This is a genomic window from Vibrio bathopelagicus (genome assembly GCF_014879975.1).
Lineage (GTDB): Bacteria > Pseudomonadota > Gammaproteobacteria > Enterobacterales > Vibrionaceae > Vibrio > Vibrio bathopelagicus.
On sequence record NZ_CP062501.1, the window covers coordinates 984,774 to 1,002,177 of the forward strand.

Sequence of the window (17,404 nt, forward strand, 5' to 3'; positions counted from 1 at the left end):
CTAATCAAGCAGCACGATTGGCACAAGAAACACAACAAAACAGACAAGGGGATGAGATGAATCATCAATATCAAGTGACAGTCTTTCGCGCAGAGCAATTACAGAAGCTGCGTAATGTGAGGATTCTATCCCCTAGTATCATTCAGATAATCACAGGCAGTAAGCGCCTGTTTTGGAAAGAGTCAGCAGCCGAACTTACACAATCAGAGCTGTTGTTGTGTGAAGCATCGGCATCATTGAGTTTTGAGAACATGCCCCACAAAGGACGATTTGTATCGCGTGTGTTCAGTTTTCAATTCCAGCCAACCCAAGCGATGCTCGATTTCAGCGAGCAGCGATCAGATGAGTTGGAATTACCCACCATAAAAGCTGATCAGAGTTTGCAAGATTCGTTGAATGCGTTGTTTACGTTTGATCGTCAAAGCATGAGTGAAGCAACCCAGCAATTTTGGTTACAAGGTTTGTATCAGCAACTGGCAGAGAAGGGCGTATTACATCATCTGTTTATTAGCTCAAACGTTTCGTTTAGCCAAAAGCTCAGCCACTACCTTTCCCACTCTCCAGACGAGAAACATCCGTTAGAATCGGTAGCAGAACGTTTTGCGATGAGTCGTACCACTCTGATTCGTAAGCTTAAACTTGAAGGCATGCAATATCGAGAGGTGTTAGCGGAAGTGCGCTTAAGTCACGCACTGTATTTGATGCAGAATGGCCAACAGAATGTGGCGATGTTGGCTCAGTCTTGTGGTTACCAATCTGAAGGGCGTTTTAGCCAACGTTTTAAAGGTAAGTTTGGTTTATCGCCGAGTGAATATATCAAGACTGTTGCGAGTGATAGAGTCGCAACGCTTTAACCATTCTTTTACTGTTTAAACGCTGACCTTGTTGTCTCTTGCTGCAAGAGCGGCAAAAATCGTACATGCGAAGGCAACGCCAGCAATCAACAGAATCGGAACGCTCCAAGAGCCCGTCTGTGCATGGAGCTTACCCACCAAAGTCGGGCCCGTCGCCGCTAAGGCATAACCAATTCCTTGAGCCATCCCCGACAGCGATGCGGCTTGGCTGCTGTTTGATGTGCGCAAGCCAACAAAAGAGAGCGCGATAATAAACGTAGAACAGTTGGCTAAACCAAAGAGCCCCACCCAAAAGATCGCAAAATCAGGTAAGTACAGCAGGCCAATCAATCCAATAAACACACTCGAAGTACAAAGGGTAATGAGCCATCGTTGGTTATTGCTTTTGCCTAAGAACGGCAGTAACAGTAGTCCTGGTACCATGGTTGAAAACTGTAGGAATCCATAAATGTAACCCGCATCGATCTCGCTGTAGCCAAGATCGTTCAATATCTGTGGTAGCCAACCAGCCAAAGAGTAGAAGGTGAATGAGTTAAGCCCAAGTGCGAGTGTCACTTGCCACGCAACGCCACTCTTTATCATCTTTTTCATCGGTACTGGATTTTCTTCGTTCTGTTTAGTGCTTTTAGAAGAAGAACGCTTGGTGATTTTAGGGAGCCAAATCATCAGGGCCAATATTGGGAATACGAGGTTCATTAACAGTGCTAATTGCCAACCAGTTAACGTGAACAAGGGCAGTTCTGAAAGTGGCACCATCAAACTTGAGCCTAGCGTCGAACCAATCCCCATCGTAAAAATATACAAAGAGGTGACAGTCGCAATGCGTGTCGGGAAGCTAATTTTGACCACTACTGGAAGCAATACGTTACCAATTGCGATACCAAGCCCGATCATCACAGTGCCGATGTATAAAGTTGGAATCGCTCCAAAAGAACGCAGCGTGATACCTGTGGTGATCAAAACTAAAGCCAACAGCAAGCTAGGTTCAAGCCCAATTCGCTGAGATATTTTGGTAACTAGCGGCGAGAATAAGGCGAACGTTAACAGCGGTAAAGCCGTTAAGAATCCAGCAGCAGAAGAATTAAGGCTGAGCCCTTCCATAACCTGAGAAAGCACCGGAGCCAAGCTCGTAAACGGCCCACGAAGGTTAAGTGATAGGAATAGAATCCCTAACATGACGAAAATGCTGTTACGAAGTGAGGCGCTCATAGGTTGTTCTACTGTTTGCTTATGAGAAGACAGGCTAGCCTACAGATCATTGAATGTAGAAACAATTACCGGTGCTAAAAAGAGCTGGCTGAGCCAAGAATTCCCATATACCACCTGAGGCGCATTTTCACACGGTGCGAGGATACACACCTACATCTGATCTCGTTGCTCTAAAGCCCATTCAATAAACATTTTAACTTTTGGGGATTGTTGCTCTGAAGGCGTCGCAAAATAGTACTGCTGTTTGCATGTGACGGGCGGTTCGCTAAATGGCGCGATAAGCGTATTGTCTTCAAGATATTTCGATACAACGCTAGATCGTCCCATGGCAATACCGGCATTGTTTATGGCTGCCAGTATCGCGAGATCTGAACGGTCAAACTCGATGTTAGAGTTTGAATGCACAGTGCTGAGTTTGTTTGCTTGTGCCCACACTTCCCACTCATTGCGGTTCGAATCGTAGTTCCATGCTTGGTTGTCGTGCAGTAACGTTGCTCGATTCAGGTTCGCTGGTTGTTGATTAAGGCCGTGTAACTCAGCGTATTGTGGGGTACAAACCGGAGTCATGCTCTCATGCATGAATGCTTGGCAGAAAAGTTTATCGGGGAACTGATCATCGAAGTAGATAGCAATATCGATACCGTGTCCTTGAAAACTGATATTTTCATTACCAGTCAGCAGCTTTAATGTGATTGATGGGTAACGTTGTTTAAAGCTCGCTATCCGAGGTACTAGCCAACTTTGTGCAAACGTCGGTCGTGAATATATCGTGAGTGTGCCTGATATTTCTTCGTTCTTAACATCTAAAATCTCTTGGTTTAGATCATTCAAGGTACGGCTCAACGCTGTATATATGCGTTTTCCTTCGGCTGTCAGGGTGATTTTGCGATGCGCTCGTTCAAACAACTGGATATCCATCTCTCTTTCGAGTTTGTTGATACGATGAGAAACCGCACTTGGTGTCATCGATAACTCTTGGGCTGCAAGTGAAAAAGATCCATGTCGTGCCGCCACTTCAAACGTGTGAAGTTTAGAAAGCTGGTGGCTGTTTAATCGTTGATTTTTAGAGTACAGGTTGTCTTCGCTATACATGTCGTTAAGGGCACCTTGGTTCAAACAAGAGGAATTCGATACACATCGTTGATGTCATATCATAGCTCTATCTATGAGTGATAGTTAATCATAACTTGCTTTAGCTAAGTTAATTCTCGAACTATTAAGTAATAGATGAATTGAGTTCATGTAAGTGTGATTTATCGTCGTTTGAATAAACACCAAAATACCGTTTTAATAGGCACAAAACCAAGTGATTGAACGAGCGCAGATCGTTGTATACCAACGCAGATTGCTTTATACCAGAGAAGGTAACCCATGACTGAATTGAACCAAAAAAGTGAATTAAATATAGATAAACTCACTAGCGATTTCCCATTGCTAAAACAACTGATAGCACTTGAAGAGGTGAATTGGTTTAACCCAAATATCACCACGCTAGAGCAGGGGTTACCTTATGTAGGCATGGGCGACAAAGACATTCACGATGCGAGCTTGCGATTAAAAAGGTTTGCTCCTTATCTGGCAAAGGCATTCCCTGAAACTCAAGTAGCCAACGGCATTATTGAGTCTGAGCTTATTGATATCCCTTTGATGAAATCAGTACTGGAAGATCATTATCAGTTGCCGATTAAAGGCCGCTTGATGATGAAAAAAGACAGCCACTTGCCGATTTCTGGTTCAATCAAAGCGCGTGGCGGTATTTATGAAGTACTAACGCATGCCGAAAAGCTTGCGATTGAAGCTGGATTGCTGAGTGAGAGCGATGATTACAGCAAGCTGTTAGAGCCTGAATTTCGTGACTTCTTTAAACAATACAGTATTGCCGTTGGGTCGACAGGTAACCTTGGCATGTCTATCGGCATCATGAGTGCCAAGCTTGGTTTTACGGTATCGGTTCACATGTCTGCTGATGCAAGAGCGTGGAAGAAGAACAAACTGCGTGAGCATGGCGTCAATGTCGTTGAGTACGAACAAGACTATGGTGTCGCGGTAGAACAAGGTCGTAAAGAAGCTGAGCAAGACCCGCGTTGTTTCTTCATTGATGATGAGAACTCTCAAACCTTGTTCCTTGGTTATTCTGTGGCGGGAGAGAGGCTCAAACAACAATTCGAACAACAACAGGTTGTCGTCGACAAAGAGCACCCATTGTTCGTTTACTTACCATGTGGTGTTGGTGGCGGCCCTGGTGGTGTGGCATTTGGCTTAAAGATGGCGTTTGGTGATGATGTTCACTGTATTTTTGCTGAGCCGACTCATTCTCCTTGCATGTTGTTGGGTGTTCACACTGGCTTGCATGACGAAATCTCAGTTCAAGATCTTGGTATTGATAACTTGACCGCAGCAGACGGGCTTGCAGTAGGCCGTGCGTCTGGTTTTGTTGGCCGAGCAATGGAACGCTTATTAGATGGTTATTACACATTAACAGACGAACGGATGTATCAACTGTTGAGTGAATTGGATCAAGCCGAAGGTATTCAGTTAGAGCCTTCTGCATTGGCTGGTATGCCGGGTGCTATTCATGTTGAACACAACAGTGAATATCTGGAGAGGTTAGGCATCGCTGAATCTACATTAGCGAGCGCGACTCATCTTGTTTGGGCAACCGGTGGCGGTATGGTTCCAGAGCAAGAAATGGCAGAGTATCTTGCTAAGTCTTCGTTGTAAATCGAATAGGAAAACGGACGTTGGTGGATGATTTACGCGTTTAAATGAAACAATAACTTGCACAGATCGTTACCTTAAACACAGATTTTATAAATTAGACTTCATCGTTGTTATAACTGTCAGTTAGGTTGAGTAGCATTCAACTTGATAGGAATATAACGATGCAAGCCGATAAAATGATTCAATCGAATAAAAAAGAAACGTTACAGGCCAATACACCAGAAAAGCTACTACAACGTTTAGATGCGATTGGAGAGTCTTTAAGAGCCTCAGGTAAGGCGCATGCCTTGTTGGGGCTCGGTTCTGTTGGCATTGAAACGGAGCGACTGGATCAATATTCAGATGTCGATTTCTTTGCGATAGTGCAGAACGGGCACAAGCAGTATTTCTTAGACAGTTTGCATTGGTTATCTGATATCCACACAATCGACTATGCGGTAAGGAATACGGTCGACGGCTATAAGGTGCTCTATGCTGACGGTGTTTTCTGCGAGTTTGCGGTATTTGAACCACATGAATTAGCACATATTCCGTTTGCTGAAGGGCGAATTGTTTGGCAGGAAGCCGACTTTGATACTCAGTGTTGTGTGCCAGCAGCAAAAGCTGCTACCCAACCTAATTCTCAAGAATGGATCGTAGGAGAGGCGCTCACCAACCTTTACGTGGGCATGTCTCGCTATAACCGAGGTGAAAAGCTATCTGGGAGCCGGTTTGTTCAATCTTACGCGCTTGATCGTTTGATCGATCTTGTCGATCAAACAGAAATATCACAACCTGAATTCGTCGATGAATTTATGTCTGATAGAAGGTTAGAGGCACGCTTTCCTAAATTCGCTCAGTTATTGCCAACCTTTACTCAAGGCTACGAATGCACGGCAGAATCGGCTCTGGCACAGCTTGAATTTTTGAATGCTCACTTTAACGTCAATCAAGCGATGCGTTCTAGAATTATTGATTTATGTAATTAATACATTTACTTACGATGTGCATATTCAATAGTTTCTGTTTTGAAACGCCTCGAAAACCGGTTTCGGTACGTTAGTTTTATTGTCTACCAATAAAAGGGTTGTCGCTAACTCTTATTATTGGTAGGTTTTAATAATGAAATTTAATTCCGCTTCAACTTCAATTTTCTTTTGGTGGTGCTCTATCTAGAGCAGCACGGAATACTCACATTCTTTAGCTGCTGGAAGGTAGTTAAGAATGTCACCAAGAATGTCGTCTCTTTTTATCTCCAGTAGCTTTTATTACTTGGAGATACCCCATGAAAACACCGCAAAACACGAACAAACCAGAAATTATTCTGACTGGCGACCGAGCGACAGGTCCTTTACATCTGGGTCACTATGTTGGTTCGCTTCAGCAGCGTGCCTCATTGCAACATATTCACGACCAAACGATATTGGTCGCTGACATGCAAGGGCTTACCGACAATGCACATAACCCTGCCAAGGTTTCGTCTAACATTCTCAATGTGGTGGCTGATTATCTAGCGGTGGGTATAGACCCAACAAAAACCACAATCTGCCTTCAATCACAATTGCCAGCACTGGCTGAACTCACCATGTTCTACAGCAACCTTGTGTCTATCGCTCGTTTGGAGCGCAATCCAACCGTTAAAAGTGAGATTCAAAACAAGGAGTTTGGCCGCTCAATTCCGGCTGGTTTTCTTACTTATCCGATTTCACAAGCGGCTGATATCACAGCCTTTAACGCGACTTTGATTCCTGTGGGTGACGACCAATTGCCGATGCTAGAACAGACCAACGAGATCGTGAGAAAAGTTAACTCACTCGCGGGCAAACCAATCTTAAATGAGTGTAAACCGTTGCTGAGCAATGCCTCTCGCCTCCCGAGTACGGACGGTAAGAACAAGATGTCCAAATCAATGGGCAACGCTATCAACTTAGGCGCGACCGAGAAAGAGATTCGAGCAGCAGTCAAATCCATGTATACCGACCCAAATCATCTACGAATCGAAGATCCGGGCCAAGTAGAAGGCAATATCGTATTTACTTATCTCGATGCTTTCCATGCTGACGTTCACTACGTCAATGAACTAAAAGATCACTACCGCAGAGGCGGATTAGGGGATGGCCAAACTAAGAAGGTATTGGAAGAGTGTCTACAAGAGATGATTCGCCCGATTAGAGCACGTAGAGCCGAATTGTTGGATGACAAAGCGCAACTTATCGATATCTTGCGCAAAGGCACGCAAGTATCGAGAGAAAGAACAGAAACTGTGTTGTTTGATGTTAAAGAACTATTTGGCCTGAACATCTTGTAAGCGTTCTGATTAGATTAAAAAGGGAGCTAGTCTGTGCTCCCTTTATTCGTTCAAAGTGAGAGGTGAAGATGTATGCTTATCTTGTGTTCGCACGTCCAACATTAGAGTATGTGGCTTAGCCTTATTCGGCATTCAGCATGCAATATTCAGTAACGACGAAACAAGGATGATTAAATTGGAAATCAGTCATTTAGATCACTTGGTGCTAACTGTTAAAGATATAGAGGTAACGGTCGATTTTTATCAGCGCGTATTAGGTATGAAGCCCATCCAATTCGGGGAAGGACGTTTGGCGTTGTCGTTCGGCAATCAAAAGATAAATTTACACCTTTCCGGTAGCGAGTTCGAGCCAAAGGCAAGGCATGTGCAGGTCGGTAGTGCAGACCTCTGCTTTGTTACCAATACACCAATTGTTGAGGTCGTAGAGCATATCCAAGCGCAAGGAGTCGTGGTCGAAGAGGGACCAGTTACGCGAACAGGTGCAATGGGAAAAATTGTCTCTGTTTATATTCGAGATCCTGATGGCAATCTGATTGAGGTCTCGAATTATTAGGCTTAAGCGCTAAACCCGTACGCTTTTGTTTACTCTTTCAAAACTCGACTTTTCACGTTTACTCCGCTTATCACTGGATGTCATCAGCTAAATAAAATACAATCGAACAATGTTTTATTAATTCGTGATTTATCATTATGATGAGAAACTTACTCATATTCATCGTTAGCCTGTTCTTCTTAACAGCTTGTTCTTCAACGAGTAATCATCAGCTAGACGACAAGACATTGAGCAACGAAGACGCTATGTCGAAAAGCGTAGAGGAAAAGGGTAATCTCGAGACTTCAATGGATACAAATGCTGAGACCAGCGACGAATCTTCCCATGAACTAACCATTAGCGATGAATCTATAAGTGGCCATGACGTAAACTCAAACCTTGATTCAAATAAAGGCACGAGAACTCACGCTAATGCAGAGCCAGAATCAGCGGATCCCTCTCAAGTAGCAGCAACAGAAACAACTGAGAATGATGCTAAGAGTAGCGGTGAAAAAGGTATCGGAAGCTATTTTATCCGTCATAACGAACCGACCAAGAAAGTGATTAAATCATTAGAGGGCGTGACAGATGCATTGAACGTCATGACGTTTGGGATATTTGCCACGGGCCACGGTTGATCCGTTAACCAAGAAAGCCAAACTAACAGATAGAATGAGACGTGAAGGCGAGCCAAATGGTTCGCCTTTTTTATATCAGAAACTCTACTATTAGCTCTGATTGTAGCGTGTTGTCCGCTTGTTTATCGGCTTGAGTCAAGGGACAGTCAGCAAAGTAGGAATTTGTTCGTTATGGAATGAACTCGCCGTATTTACCGTGTGTGACTTGTTATATGCATCAAGGGTTTTAATACTCTTCCCAAAATAAGCCGTGAAATCTAATCTTACAAAGACAAGTACCATATTCACTTGTGAGCATAGTAAGATGTTTGCTGTTAAGTTAATTTTAGGTTTAGTTATCAATATTCTAGGGAAGAAATATGAAGAATAAAAGTGTGTTTTTAAGTGTCGCGATGGTGATGTTGTCAGCTCATGCAAATGCATCAGACGGAAATCATGAGTCTGTAGCTGACAGTGTTATCGCTGAACAAAGAGCAAACCTATCTGAAAACACGCAAGGGAAAGGTTTCGGCCCACAAGCCCCACGTGATCTGGGTTCTTTACAGGGAACTAACGCTCGTCTGTTTTCCGATGCGCCAGATTCAACAGCCATGAATTTATGTAATATTCATTTCCATAAAAACGCTGAGCACAAAGGTGGTGAGTTTACTCAATACGCTGGTAACGGTGATGGCAAGGGTTTCCAAAGTGGCTTTAAATACACTGGCAAGTTGAGCACGGCCGAGCTTAAACCATTCGAGCAGAAGGTTTGTCCTAGCGACCACGGTTCACTTAATTCTGGTGACACTATCGAGGTGCATTACGTTTACTCGACTGCACAAGTTGAACCGGGCGAAACATTGGGTGCTTGTTTTAACGACGCGATTACCAACCCGCAACTGCGTGTAGAAACTCAAGTCTACGTATTAGTGAATGACGACAAAGCACTCGACTTCGAAGCATTAGCCAAGCACTCAAAAGTGAATGGTTTACACCAAGCACCAAACATCCCACAAGATACTGGCTCAGCGATTCAATACGCAGGCTCTACGACGGGCCCAGGTTACAATGAGCAAGGTTCGCCTTTCCAAGTAACATGGAGCGTGAGACCCCAAGTGGCGAAAGTGAATATCGCAACGGTTGGTAGCTGGTGTGAGGGTAATGATTTCAACGAAGACCACGCACACGGCGTGAGAAATATAGTCGTAAACCCAGAATTGTTGTCACCAATAGCGAACTAATCTCGTTACGTTGATTCGTAGTCAATATTTTGCAGAGGCGAGCCACTAGGTTCGCCTTTTTCGTGTCTTAACAAAAAACACGTGGGGGTTATCTTAAAGTCATGCGTAGTGGGGAAATGACGTGTGACACTTATTCAAAACATGAGTTGTGTGAATCGTTCTTAGCTAAAAACGCTGTTAGTCAAACACGCTCTTAGTCAAAAACGTCCTTTACCCGTATCGGGGCTTCATGATACGTTCGAAAATTACAATGTTGAATGATATTTGAGGGACGGCAGATGTCACTAGAAGGCGCAGTTACATTCTTTATTGCCATGTTTATATTTGGTATTACTCCGGGGCCCGGTGTCTTTGCTATTTTATCTCGTGGGATGGTTCATGGGTGGCGTAAATGCATCACGCTTTCGTTAGGGATGACATGCAGTGATCTCATCTATCTTGTACTTGCCTGCTTTGGTCTAGCGACCGTTGCCGAGAATTGGTCGTTCGCGTTTGAAGTGATTCGCTACGTTGGTGCCGCTTATCTGATTTACTTGGGCTACAAGATGTTTAAGAGCTTACCTGAAGTTCAAGGTTCAGCGGAGCTCGCTGCTAAACAAAGTCAGAAATCAGAACTCGCCAGTTTCGCACAAGGCTTTTTGATCTCAGCATCAAATCCGAAAGTGATTCTGTTCTATATTTCATTCTTACCGACGTTCATTGACCTGACGGTTTTGCAGTCGCAAGATATCATATTGGTTTCTGTTTTGGCGGCTGTTGCTCTGATGTCTGGTTTAATGCTAATTGCAATGGGTGCAGGCAGAATGGCAAGTTTACTTAAAACGCCACGTGCACATAAAAGACTTAATCAAAGTGCTGGTGGAATAATGATTGCTGCAGGATCATATTTGGCGATAAATCGATAAGCACGATTCTTCATGCAGAAAGGCGAACCGAATGGTTCGCCTTTTTTGTTAGAGAAGAACGTTCTGTGTGTTTATCAAAGCTAGGTATCTACAAGCGCTAGTGTTTACAAAACCGTTCACAGACTAAATTTAAGCATCTACAAAAATCACTTCACCGGTAATGAATCCATCGACTGAGCGTTCGAAGGCTTTACCCACTAACTTACTCGGTACGGGCTCAAAACCTGGCATCATTTCACCATACACATCCCACGCTTCAGCGAGCACGGTAGGGTTGATGACATTGATGCGTGTGTTTCTCGGCATCTCATAAGCGACACACTTTACGAAGGTGTCAATTGCGCCGCTGGTGGTTGCGTCTGCAATAGCGAAAGGGATTGGCTTCACATTCAAAATGCCGCTAATCAGTGTAAATGAACCTCCATCAGCAATGTACTTTTGGCCTGTGCGAACAAGATTGATTTGTCCCATCATTTTGCTCATTACCGTGGTCATCCACTGTTCTTCTGTCATATCTGCAAAGGTATTGTATTCGCACAAGCCAACCGTGTTCACCACGGCATCGAAGTGTCCCACGTTCTTGTAAAGCGCTTCAATTGATTGTGGGTCGGTGATATCAACAATATGGTCGACATCGCCAGAGCGACCCGCTGTGATTACGTTGTGATTGCCTAAGCCCATTAATGCTGCTTGACCCATCTTGCCGCGTGCGCCAATTAGAATGATTGTTTTCATGTTGTTCTCCGATCTGTATGTGTTTCGTTTCGATGGAAGAACTTTAACTAAATGACTAAACAAGTAGAAACAAAGCTTAATTGTGAGTGTTACTGGTTTTTCTTGTGCAGTGCTACAATCATACAAAATCCAATTTCATGGAAGTAGGTAAGTGTGAGCAAACTAGATCGACTAGACATCAAGCAACTCAGGGTTTTCCAAGCGCTAATACGTGAAGAGAACGCGTCTAAAGCTGCGAATCAATTAGGGATGACCCAGCAAGCCGTCAGTGAGCACTTAAAGAAGCTGCGTGAAGTGTTCGACGATAGGTTGTTTGTAAGGAAGACCAATGGCTTTGTTCCGACAACATTTGCTCAAGAGCTGTCTGTTGGTGTTGATCGTCTGCTTATCGATTTCAATTTGCTGTTATCAAAGACAAACTTTGTGCCAGAGAAAGCAAAAGGTGCGTTTGTGATTGCGGCAACAGATTATGCACAACAGATTATTTTACCTAGCTTGATAGCAAAGCTAAGGGAGCAAGCACCAGAATTAAAGCTGATTGTGCGTGATTTCGAAATCGATAACCTGCACGAGCTAATGGAAAGTGGCAAGGTCAATTTAGCTATCGCGTTTCCTGATTACATTCCAGATAGCTACAAAGTCATCAAGCTGTTTGAAGAACACCATATTTGCGTCACTTCATCTCACTCATCTATCGCACACACAAATCCTGCGTTAGAAGAGGTCGCGAGTTATCCAACGATCATCGCTTCACCATCGCGTCCAAACTTTAAAGGGTCGATTGACGAATGGTTTGGGAAGTTTGGTTTAAAGCGCAATGTCGTTGTGTCCGCCCCATGTTTCTCTATCGTACCTATGTATCTAAACACCACTGACTCGATTGCCTTCTTACCATCAAGAGCGATAGAGGGGTTAAGTTTAGTGACGATCCCAATGGAACAATCGCCAGAGAGCTTTGATGTGGTGGCCGCTTGGCACCCAAGATATAACGATGATCCGTTACAAAAGTGGGTTACATCTTTGTTAGAAGTTGAATAGTCAGGAGCAAGAAATCGTTTAAGTCCGTTGTTCAATCATGCGTGGGCTCAAAGAAATGGATCAAAGTTAATCAGTGTCTAGATCAAGTTCTTCCTAGAGTATTACTGATAGAAAACCCATTCACGCCTTATGTGACAATGCTTCCAGTAAACATGAGAGATTGAAAGTTATAAAATCACTAAAATATAACTGGGTTATAGAAAATCAAGTTGAGTTTTAAGTGTGCTGTTCAAGATGTATAGTTAGTGATAATTCATTGAGTTATTGAATCTTTTAGTTGTCACATGATGTGGGTGTTATGAAGAGAAACGGCTTTACGTTAATGGAATTAATCATTGTTATTGTGATACTCGGTGTTTTAGCTGTGACAGCAGCCCCGAGGTTTCTTAATATCCAAGAGTCGGCGAGAGAAGCGGTACTTGAGGGCGTCGCTGGTGCGATGGAAGGGGTGATCACGCAGGTCACCTCTAAAGCGATTATTGTTGGGCTTAATCCGGACGCAACAAACCCAGGAGATCAGAGCAACTATGTGATTGATTTTGGTATTGGTAGCGTTGAGGTCGACTGGGGAACACTTTGCCCCGAAAGCCGAGGTGAGTCAGGCGATCAGTTAAATATGCTTCATTTCTTAACGTTATCAGAAGACGATAGCTTAACTTCTGAATTCGGTAATCGACACACTGTGGTCGGGTATGATTACGACTTTACTCAAGCTGAATTAGATAGCTCGAATATCACGGACCAGGATCTAGAGACGCGCCAAGGCTGCTTTGTTCTTTATGACTCTTTTGGCCGAACCAATGGCAGCCAATGTCCTGATGAAGGGTGTGAGTGTACAGTTCGTATTGTTAACAACAACTGTTAAACCGACCACATTAACTGATTTATAGACATTCAATAAAAAGCGCGTTATTGCCGAGTAGCAATAACGCGCTTTTTTGTATTAGCTTGATGATCTGTCTTAGTTTGCCAATGGAGCACTTGCTGGTGGCAAGTCACGCTTCTTAATCACGTATCGTAAGCGAATTAACATCAGCGTCGCTGAAACGCTTAATCCCGTCAGAATACCAATCCAAAAGCCTTCTTCACCCATCGCAGGAACAATGTGGTCTGTTAAGCCCAACACCATGCCGAGTGGTAATGCTAAGCCCCAGTATGAAGCGATAGCTAAGATCATTGGGATCTTCGTATCTTTATAACCACGCAGTGCACCGTTAGCAGATGTTTGCAGTGCATCACTGAATTGGTACATAGCCGTAAAGGTCAACAATACTGCTGCCGTTGCGCTTATTGCAGGGTCGGTGGTGTAAAGCCTAATGATTAATTCAGGGAACAGTAGGAACATCGCAACTGAAAGAAGTGAGATTAACGCGGCAACCAAAATACCGACTTTACTGCGCTCAATCGCGCCAAGTTCGTCTTTTTCACCTAGCGCGTGTCCAACACGAATCGTAATACCAAATGAGATACTCATCGGAATCACGTAAGTCAGGCTCGATATATTCAGTGCTATCTGCGCCGCTGCCACGTTCTCAGCACCAATACGGCCGATCATCAGAGCGATTACCGCAAAGATACTGCCACATACCGCGATGTTCATCCCGATAGGTAAACCTAATCTTAGAAGGTGAAGCATCTCTTTTGCTTTTGGCTTAGCGTCTGCAAAGCTAATAATAGTTTTGTAGTGGTGATGACCTTTAATGTAGGAATACAGCATTCCCGACATTAGCCAATACACCAAGCTTGTCGCCCAGCCACAACCCACCGCACCCATTTCAGGGAAGCCGAACTTACCGTAAATAAGCACGTAGTTGACTGGAATATTAATCAGCAAACCAATTACCGAAATGATCATCGGTACTTTGGTGTTGTTCATGCCTTCACAGAAGCCATTCAAGGTATAAAACAGGGCAATACCCGGCACACCAAAGGCTAGGGCAAACGCGTAGTCACTGCCGATAGGGATGATCTCAGCGGCAACCCCAATCCATTCTAAGATCGGTTTCGCACTCACCAAATAAGCGATGAGCAGCACACTCGCTATTAATGCAAGCCAAACCATCTGGAAGAACTCTACAGAGATGCTTTGGAAGTCACGTGCGCCACGGTGGTAAGCAACTACTGGCGTTAACGCCATAATCACACCACGTAGCAGCAGTAACACAGGAATCCAAAGGCTAGTACCAAGAGCAATAGCGGCAAGATCGGCAGGGCTTACTTGGCCAGCCATTGTCGTATCGACAAATCCCATCGCTTGGGTAGCTATTTGAGTCAAAATGATTGGAACCGAAAGATGCATAAGCGCACCCGATTCACGAGTAAAAGGACGAAGTTTCGTTAGCATGGAAGTTCACAACACCAATATAAATACACGAATGATGGCAGGATGGCCGGTGTGCATTTTAGGATGTGCCCCGTTGGGCGGGCGACAATATAAACACCTTACCGTATAGGGTCAAGCTTTGGATTTATAGAGTTTCACTTGCTCCCAGATACGGATAGGTTCTGATGGTCAAAACACAGCGCCAACGCACGTAAGTTTCTGATTTAGTAGAAATCAGACTAGAAAGATAAGTTCAACATTTGCCACGCTAATCACTAAGGTGGCGGTATAAGCTATTGTTATGAAAAGACAAAGGCTAGTACCATTGGTGACATAAGAAACTAGATAGAAAAATTCTGTATTTAAATGGAGATTTCTATCTAATAGTTGTTATGATTTTTATCGAAATGGGGGGAGGTTGTATGGCAATATCATTTGAAAGTCAGAGGCTGACAGTAGTTGAAATTACTGAAAGGTTTGATTTGTCTAAACACTCATATTTACTAGAGCGAATTCCTCAAATCCTCACGCCAGCAGTTGTAGAAAATCTTCCTCCATATTTCCACAAGATAGGTTCTAGTGAACAAGCCCGAACCTGGCTTGAGCGGATGTTGTTGGAGAGTCGTTTACTTCAAGTGGAAGCCGAGGATCACGAACTAATAGGTTTCTTGTTCGCTTATGTGGAAAATGACGAGTATGCCCATATCGGTTATTTGCTTGCGGAAGAATACTGGGGAAGAGGGTTAGCTAGTGAATTACTCCAAGGTTTCATCCATGAAGTCGAGAAATCCGAATCTTGGTTAAAGCTCATAGGCGGTGTTGACCAATCTAATATCGCTTCAGTAAAGTTACTCAAGAAGCTGGGTTTTATAGAGCAAGCCGCTAATGGCAGTGGTGTGGTTTTCTATGAATATACGATTCCCCAGCCACAATCATAACAAACTGTTCAAGAGTGATTCGCAACGCGTGGCATTTTTACTATGGGTTGGTTTAAGTGATTAAGGTGGTATGCGGAGGCTTTAATATTGCGTTGCTCACCCCTTAACAGAGCGTTATATTTCATTAAGGGTATATTGTTCTGTTTCATGTTAGAGTTCGTGGAATATTCAAGCATGGACTTATCATGAAAAAAATTATTACTGTTTTGAGTTTTACAGTATTAGCTGGTTGTGCTCAAAAGTCCCCAATCGAGAAAGTCAGCGAAAGTACATCACATTTTGCTGATGCTTTTTATGAGGGAAGCAAAGATTTCTATATTACAGATGATCCGAAAGATGGTGAGCAGTACAGAATTTTTCATCAAGCTTCTACCGGATTTACTTTGACGTCAGTACTTAGACAATCTGCTACAAAGCGCGCTAATCAGTTTTGTAGCGACATGGAAAAAGGTACGCAAATGTATACCATGTCAGAGCACACAGCATCTCCTCCGTATATTTTAGGTAACTTCCCTCGAATTGAGATTATTTTTGTATGCTCACAGAAAGAACTAGTTAGTGGTGGTGCTATTAACGTATCAAATAAATACGAAGATCTTCTAAAAATCAAAGAACTTCACGATAAAGGAATACTTACAGATAAAGAGTACCAAGCAGAAAAACAGAAGCTTTTGGCACAATAAATATAACAAACGACTATAGCGCCAATGGTTATCCTTGGCGCTATCTATGTTTCACATACCACCACGTCTTAGTTTCAGACTTTGTGACGTATAAGCCTCTTATTGCCACAAAGCTAGCAGAAATACAAATAACCCAATCCCAAGCGTGACCTTTAGAAGTAAGCCAAGAGGAGCCCCACCTTTTGGCGCTTTATTGCAACATCCCATAATCGTTTCCTAGTCATATTGAACTCGTGAGTTAACCTTAAACCTTTCCCTTACGGTAAGGTCAATGAGTTTATAAAACGTCACCAAATTAACCTTTCTTATCGTGTTGGATTCGTTATGATAAATCCAAATTCTGCAATTAGAAGTGAGAGGGTAATGTGTTGATAGAAAGGTGGTTAGAGATTGATGGTGACCAGCTTTATTGCTTGTCGACTGACATCAAAGAGTCTCAGGAAACATTAGTGTTAATTCATGGGTTGGGTGAGTCACATTTATGTTTTGCCGACGCGTTAGATTGGCTCCCGAATTACAACTTAGTCATGTTCGACCTTTGTGGTTATGGCTATTCTCCTGCTTCAGACATATCCCATTCAACAGAAACCCAAGCAAAGCGAATATTGAAAGCACTCGACCTATTGAGCATCCATGATTGCTTTCTACTTGGGCACTCTTGGGGAGGCGATACATCGACGTTGGTTTGTGAATACGACACGAAAGGTATCGTGCGTGGTTTGATTAATGCTGAAGGCGGGCTGCACGAAGAAAGCATCATCCTATCCCAGATTATTGCAGACACATATTCTGAACTAAGTACTGACGAATTTACGAACTGGGTGAAAGGAGAAGGTTTCGCAAAACGTTTTGCCATGGCTTGGGGACACGGAGCGGGTGTTAAGTATCTTTCGTCAGTTAGACGATGTGAGCCAGAGGTTCTTGGTCAAACCGCCAGTGAAATCTACGGGCAACATGCGACTCAAGATATCCGTGGCGTGGTTGGCTGGGGACAAATCTACGAAAACTTATCCATACCTAAAGTATATTTTTGGGGCACTGACAGCTTAAAGGGGTGTGAACGTGCGAAAGTGTTTATTAGTACGCTAGACAATGTTTCGTTTGAGGGCGCAAACCACTGGGTGCAAAACGATCCGGCTAAGTTCTATGCAGAAGTAGACAAATTTATTACTGGTGTTAAAAGCGCACCAAAGCTTAGGTAACCATTAGCCATACTCAAACCAATATGTGGATTGCGGACCAGATTGAAGGATTTTAGCCTATCAGCTTAAAATAATTGATTATCCAACAAAAAAAGCGAACCAAATGGTTCGCTTTTGTT

17 protein-coding genes are annotated in these 17,404 nt (G+C 43.4%); 13 read left to right on the forward strand and 4 right to left on the reverse strand.

Annotation, left to right across the window (positions count from 1 at the left end):
- The first annotated feature begins 56 nt into the window (after nt 1-56).
- On the forward strand, nt 57-854 hold the full coding sequence (locus IHV80_RS20665; RefSeq protein WP_192892188.1) for a helix-turn-helix transcriptional regulator: 798 nt from the start codon (nt 57-59) through the stop codon (nt 852-854).
- Nucleotides 855-869: 15 nt separating this feature from the next.
- On the opposite strand, the gene IHV80_RS20670 is transcribed toward IHV80_RS20665, so the two are convergent.
- Together IHV80_RS20670 and dsdC are read right to left on the reverse strand one after the other, a co-directional pair.
- Nucleotides 870-2,063: an MFS transporter gene (locus IHV80_RS20670; RefSeq protein ID WP_192892138.1), complete on the reverse strand. Its 1,194-nt coding sequence runs from the start codon at nt 2,061-2,063 to the stop codon at nt 870-872.
- Nucleotides 2,064-2,213: 150 nt separating this feature from the next.
- Complete coding sequence (gene dsdC / locus IHV80_RS20675) at nt 2,214-3,155, reverse strand: DNA-binding transcriptional regulator DsdC (protein ID WP_192892139.1); 942 nt, start codon at nt 3,153-3,155, stop codon at nt 2,214-2,216.
- 279 nt (nt 3,156-3,434) lie between these two features.
- On the opposite strand from dsdC, the gene IHV80_RS20680 reads away from it, so the two are divergent.
- The 7 genes from IHV80_RS20680 to IHV80_RS20710 all read left to right on the forward strand — a co-directional run bounded on the left by IHV80_RS20680 (nt 3,435) and on the right by IHV80_RS20710 (nt 10,366).
- On the forward strand, nt 3,435-4,784 hold the full coding sequence (locus IHV80_RS20680) for a D-serine ammonia-lyase (protein WP_192892140.1): 1,350 nt from the start codon (nt 3,435-3,437) through the stop codon (nt 4,782-4,784).
- A gap of 161 nt (nt 4,785-4,945) precedes the next feature.
- Nucleotides 4,946-5,752: a hypothetical protein gene (locus IHV80_RS20685; RefSeq protein ID WP_192892141.1), complete on the forward strand. Its 807-nt coding sequence runs from the start codon at nt 4,946-4,948 to the stop codon at nt 5,750-5,752.
- Between the two features lie 296 nt (nt 5,753-6,048).
- A complete protein-coding gene (gene trpS / locus IHV80_RS20690) occupies nt 6,049-7,071 on the forward strand; it encodes a tryptophan--tRNA ligase (RefSeq protein WP_192892142.1) in 1,023 nt (340 codons plus the stop codon).
- Between the two features lie 175 nt (nt 7,072-7,246).
- Complete coding sequence (locus tag IHV80_RS20695; RefSeq protein WP_192892143.1) at nt 7,247-7,624, forward strand: VOC family protein; 378 nt, start codon at nt 7,247-7,249, stop codon at nt 7,622-7,624.
- Between the two features lie 137 nt (nt 7,625-7,761).
- Entirely contained in the window at nt 7,762-8,241 is a 480-nt protein-coding gene (locus IHV80_RS20700) for a putative periplasmic lipoprotein (RefSeq protein WP_192892144.1), read from the forward strand.
- A 359-nt stretch (nt 8,242-8,600) separates the two neighbouring features.
- Nucleotides 8,601-9,461 carry a delta-class carbonic anhydrase gene (locus IHV80_RS20705; RefSeq protein WP_192892145.1) on the forward strand — a complete coding sequence of 287 codons (861 nt, stop codon included), beginning with the start codon at nt 8,601-8,603 and terminating at the stop codon, nt 9,459-9,461.
- A gap of 278 nt (nt 9,462-9,739) precedes the next feature.
- Nucleotides 9,740-10,366 (forward strand): LysE family translocator, encoded by a 627-nt coding sequence (locus IHV80_RS20710; RefSeq protein ID WP_086713886.1) that lies wholly within the window; start codon nt 9,740-9,742, stop codon nt 10,364-10,366.
- A 129-nt stretch (nt 10,367-10,495) separates the two neighbouring features.
- On the opposite strand, the gene IHV80_RS20715 is transcribed toward IHV80_RS20710, so the two are convergent.
- Nucleotides 10,496-11,101, reverse strand: a complete 606-nt coding sequence (locus IHV80_RS20715; protein ID WP_192892146.1) for a short chain dehydrogenase — start codon at nt 11,099-11,101, stop codon at nt 10,496-10,498.
- Nucleotides 11,102-11,254: 153 nt separating this feature from the next.
- On the opposite strand from IHV80_RS20715, the gene IHV80_RS20720 reads away from it, so the two are divergent.
- A complete protein-coding gene (locus IHV80_RS20720; RefSeq protein WP_192892147.1) occupies nt 11,255-12,139 on the forward strand; it encodes a LysR family transcriptional regulator in 885 nt (294 codons plus the stop codon).
- Nucleotides 12,140-12,461: 322 nt separating this feature from the next.
- A complete protein-coding gene (locus IHV80_RS20725; RefSeq protein ID WP_264158481.1) occupies nt 12,462-13,004 on the forward strand; it encodes a type II secretion system protein in 543 nt (180 codons plus the stop codon).
- A gap of 96 nt (nt 13,005-13,100) precedes the next feature.
- Here IHV80_RS20725 and IHV80_RS20730 read toward each other — a convergent pair whose 3' ends face one another.
- Complete coding sequence (locus IHV80_RS20730) at nt 13,101-14,483, reverse strand: MATE family efflux transporter (protein ID WP_192892149.1); 1,383 nt, start codon at nt 14,481-14,483, stop codon at nt 13,101-13,103.
- Nucleotides 14,484-14,884: 401 nt separating this feature from the next.
- On the opposite strand from IHV80_RS20730, the gene IHV80_RS20735 reads away from it, so the two are divergent.
- The 3 genes from IHV80_RS20735 (at nt 14,885) to IHV80_RS20745 (ending at nt 17,285) form a co-directional block, all read left to right on the forward strand.
- A complete protein-coding gene (locus IHV80_RS20735; RefSeq protein WP_192892150.1) occupies nt 14,885-15,400 on the forward strand; it encodes a GNAT family N-acetyltransferase in 516 nt (171 codons plus the stop codon).
- 185 nt (nt 15,401-15,585) lie between these two features.
- On the forward strand, nt 15,586-16,083 hold the full coding sequence (locus IHV80_RS20740; protein ID WP_192892151.1) for an SHOCT domain-containing protein: 498 nt from the start codon (nt 15,586-15,588) through the stop codon (nt 16,081-16,083).
- A 365-nt stretch (nt 16,084-16,448) separates the two neighbouring features.
- The gene (locus tag IHV80_RS20745; RefSeq protein WP_192892152.1) at nt 16,449-17,285 is read left to right on the forward strand and encodes an alpha/beta fold hydrolase; all 837 of its coding nucleotides are present in this window, start codon (nt 16,449-16,451) and stop codon (nt 17,283-17,285) included.
- Nucleotides 17,286-17,404: the final 119 nt, after the last annotated feature.

Coding starts and splice junctions, on each gene's coding strand:
- trpS (WP_192892142.1), top strand. CDS start 6,049: ATGAAAACACCGCAAAACACGAACAAACCAGAAATTATTCTGACTGGC.
- IHV80_RS20680 (WP_192892140.1), top strand. CDS start 3,435: ATGACTGAATTGAACCAAAAAAGTGAATTAAATATAGATAAACTCACT.
- IHV80_RS20705 (WP_192892145.1), top strand. CDS start 8,601: ATGAAGAATAAAAGTGTGTTTTTAAGTGTCGCGATGGTGATGTTGTCA.
- IHV80_RS20665 (WP_192892188.1), top strand. CDS start 57: ATGAATCATCAATATCAAGTGACAGTCTTTCGCGCAGAGCAATTACAG.
- IHV80_RS20710 (WP_086713886.1), top strand. CDS start 9,740: ATGTCACTAGAAGGCGCAGTTACATTCTTTATTGCCATGTTTATATTT.
- IHV80_RS20700 (WP_192892144.1), top strand. CDS start 7,762: ATGATGAGAAACTTACTCATATTCATCGTTAGCCTGTTCTTCTTAACA.
- IHV80_RS20715 (WP_192892146.1), bottom strand. CDS start 11,101: ATGAAAACAATCATTCTAATTGGCGCACGCGGCAAGATGGGTCAAGCA.
- IHV80_RS20740 (WP_192892151.1), top strand. CDS start 15,586: ATGAAAAAAATTATTACTGTTTTGAGTTTTACAGTATTAGCTGGTTGT.
- IHV80_RS20685 (WP_192892141.1), top strand. CDS start 4,946: ATGCAAGCCGATAAAATGATTCAATCGAATAAAAAAGAAACGTTACAG.
- IHV80_RS20735 (WP_192892150.1), top strand. CDS start 14,885: ATGGCAATATCATTTGAAAGTCAGAGGCTGACAGTAGTTGAAATTACT.
- IHV80_RS20730 (WP_192892149.1), bottom strand. CDS start 14,483: ATGCTAACGAAACTTCGTCCTTTTACTCGTGAATCGGGTGCGCTTATG.
- IHV80_RS20725 (WP_264158481.1), top strand. CDS start 12,462: ATGGAATTAATCATTGTTATTGTGATACTCGGTGTTTTAGCTGTGACA.
- dsdC (WP_192892139.1), bottom strand. CDS start 3,155: ATGTATAGCGAAGACAACCTGTACTCTAAAAATCAACGATTAAACAGC.
- IHV80_RS20670 (WP_192892138.1), bottom strand. CDS start 2,063: ATGAGCGCCTCACTTCGTAACAGCATTTTCGTCATGTTAGGGATTCTA.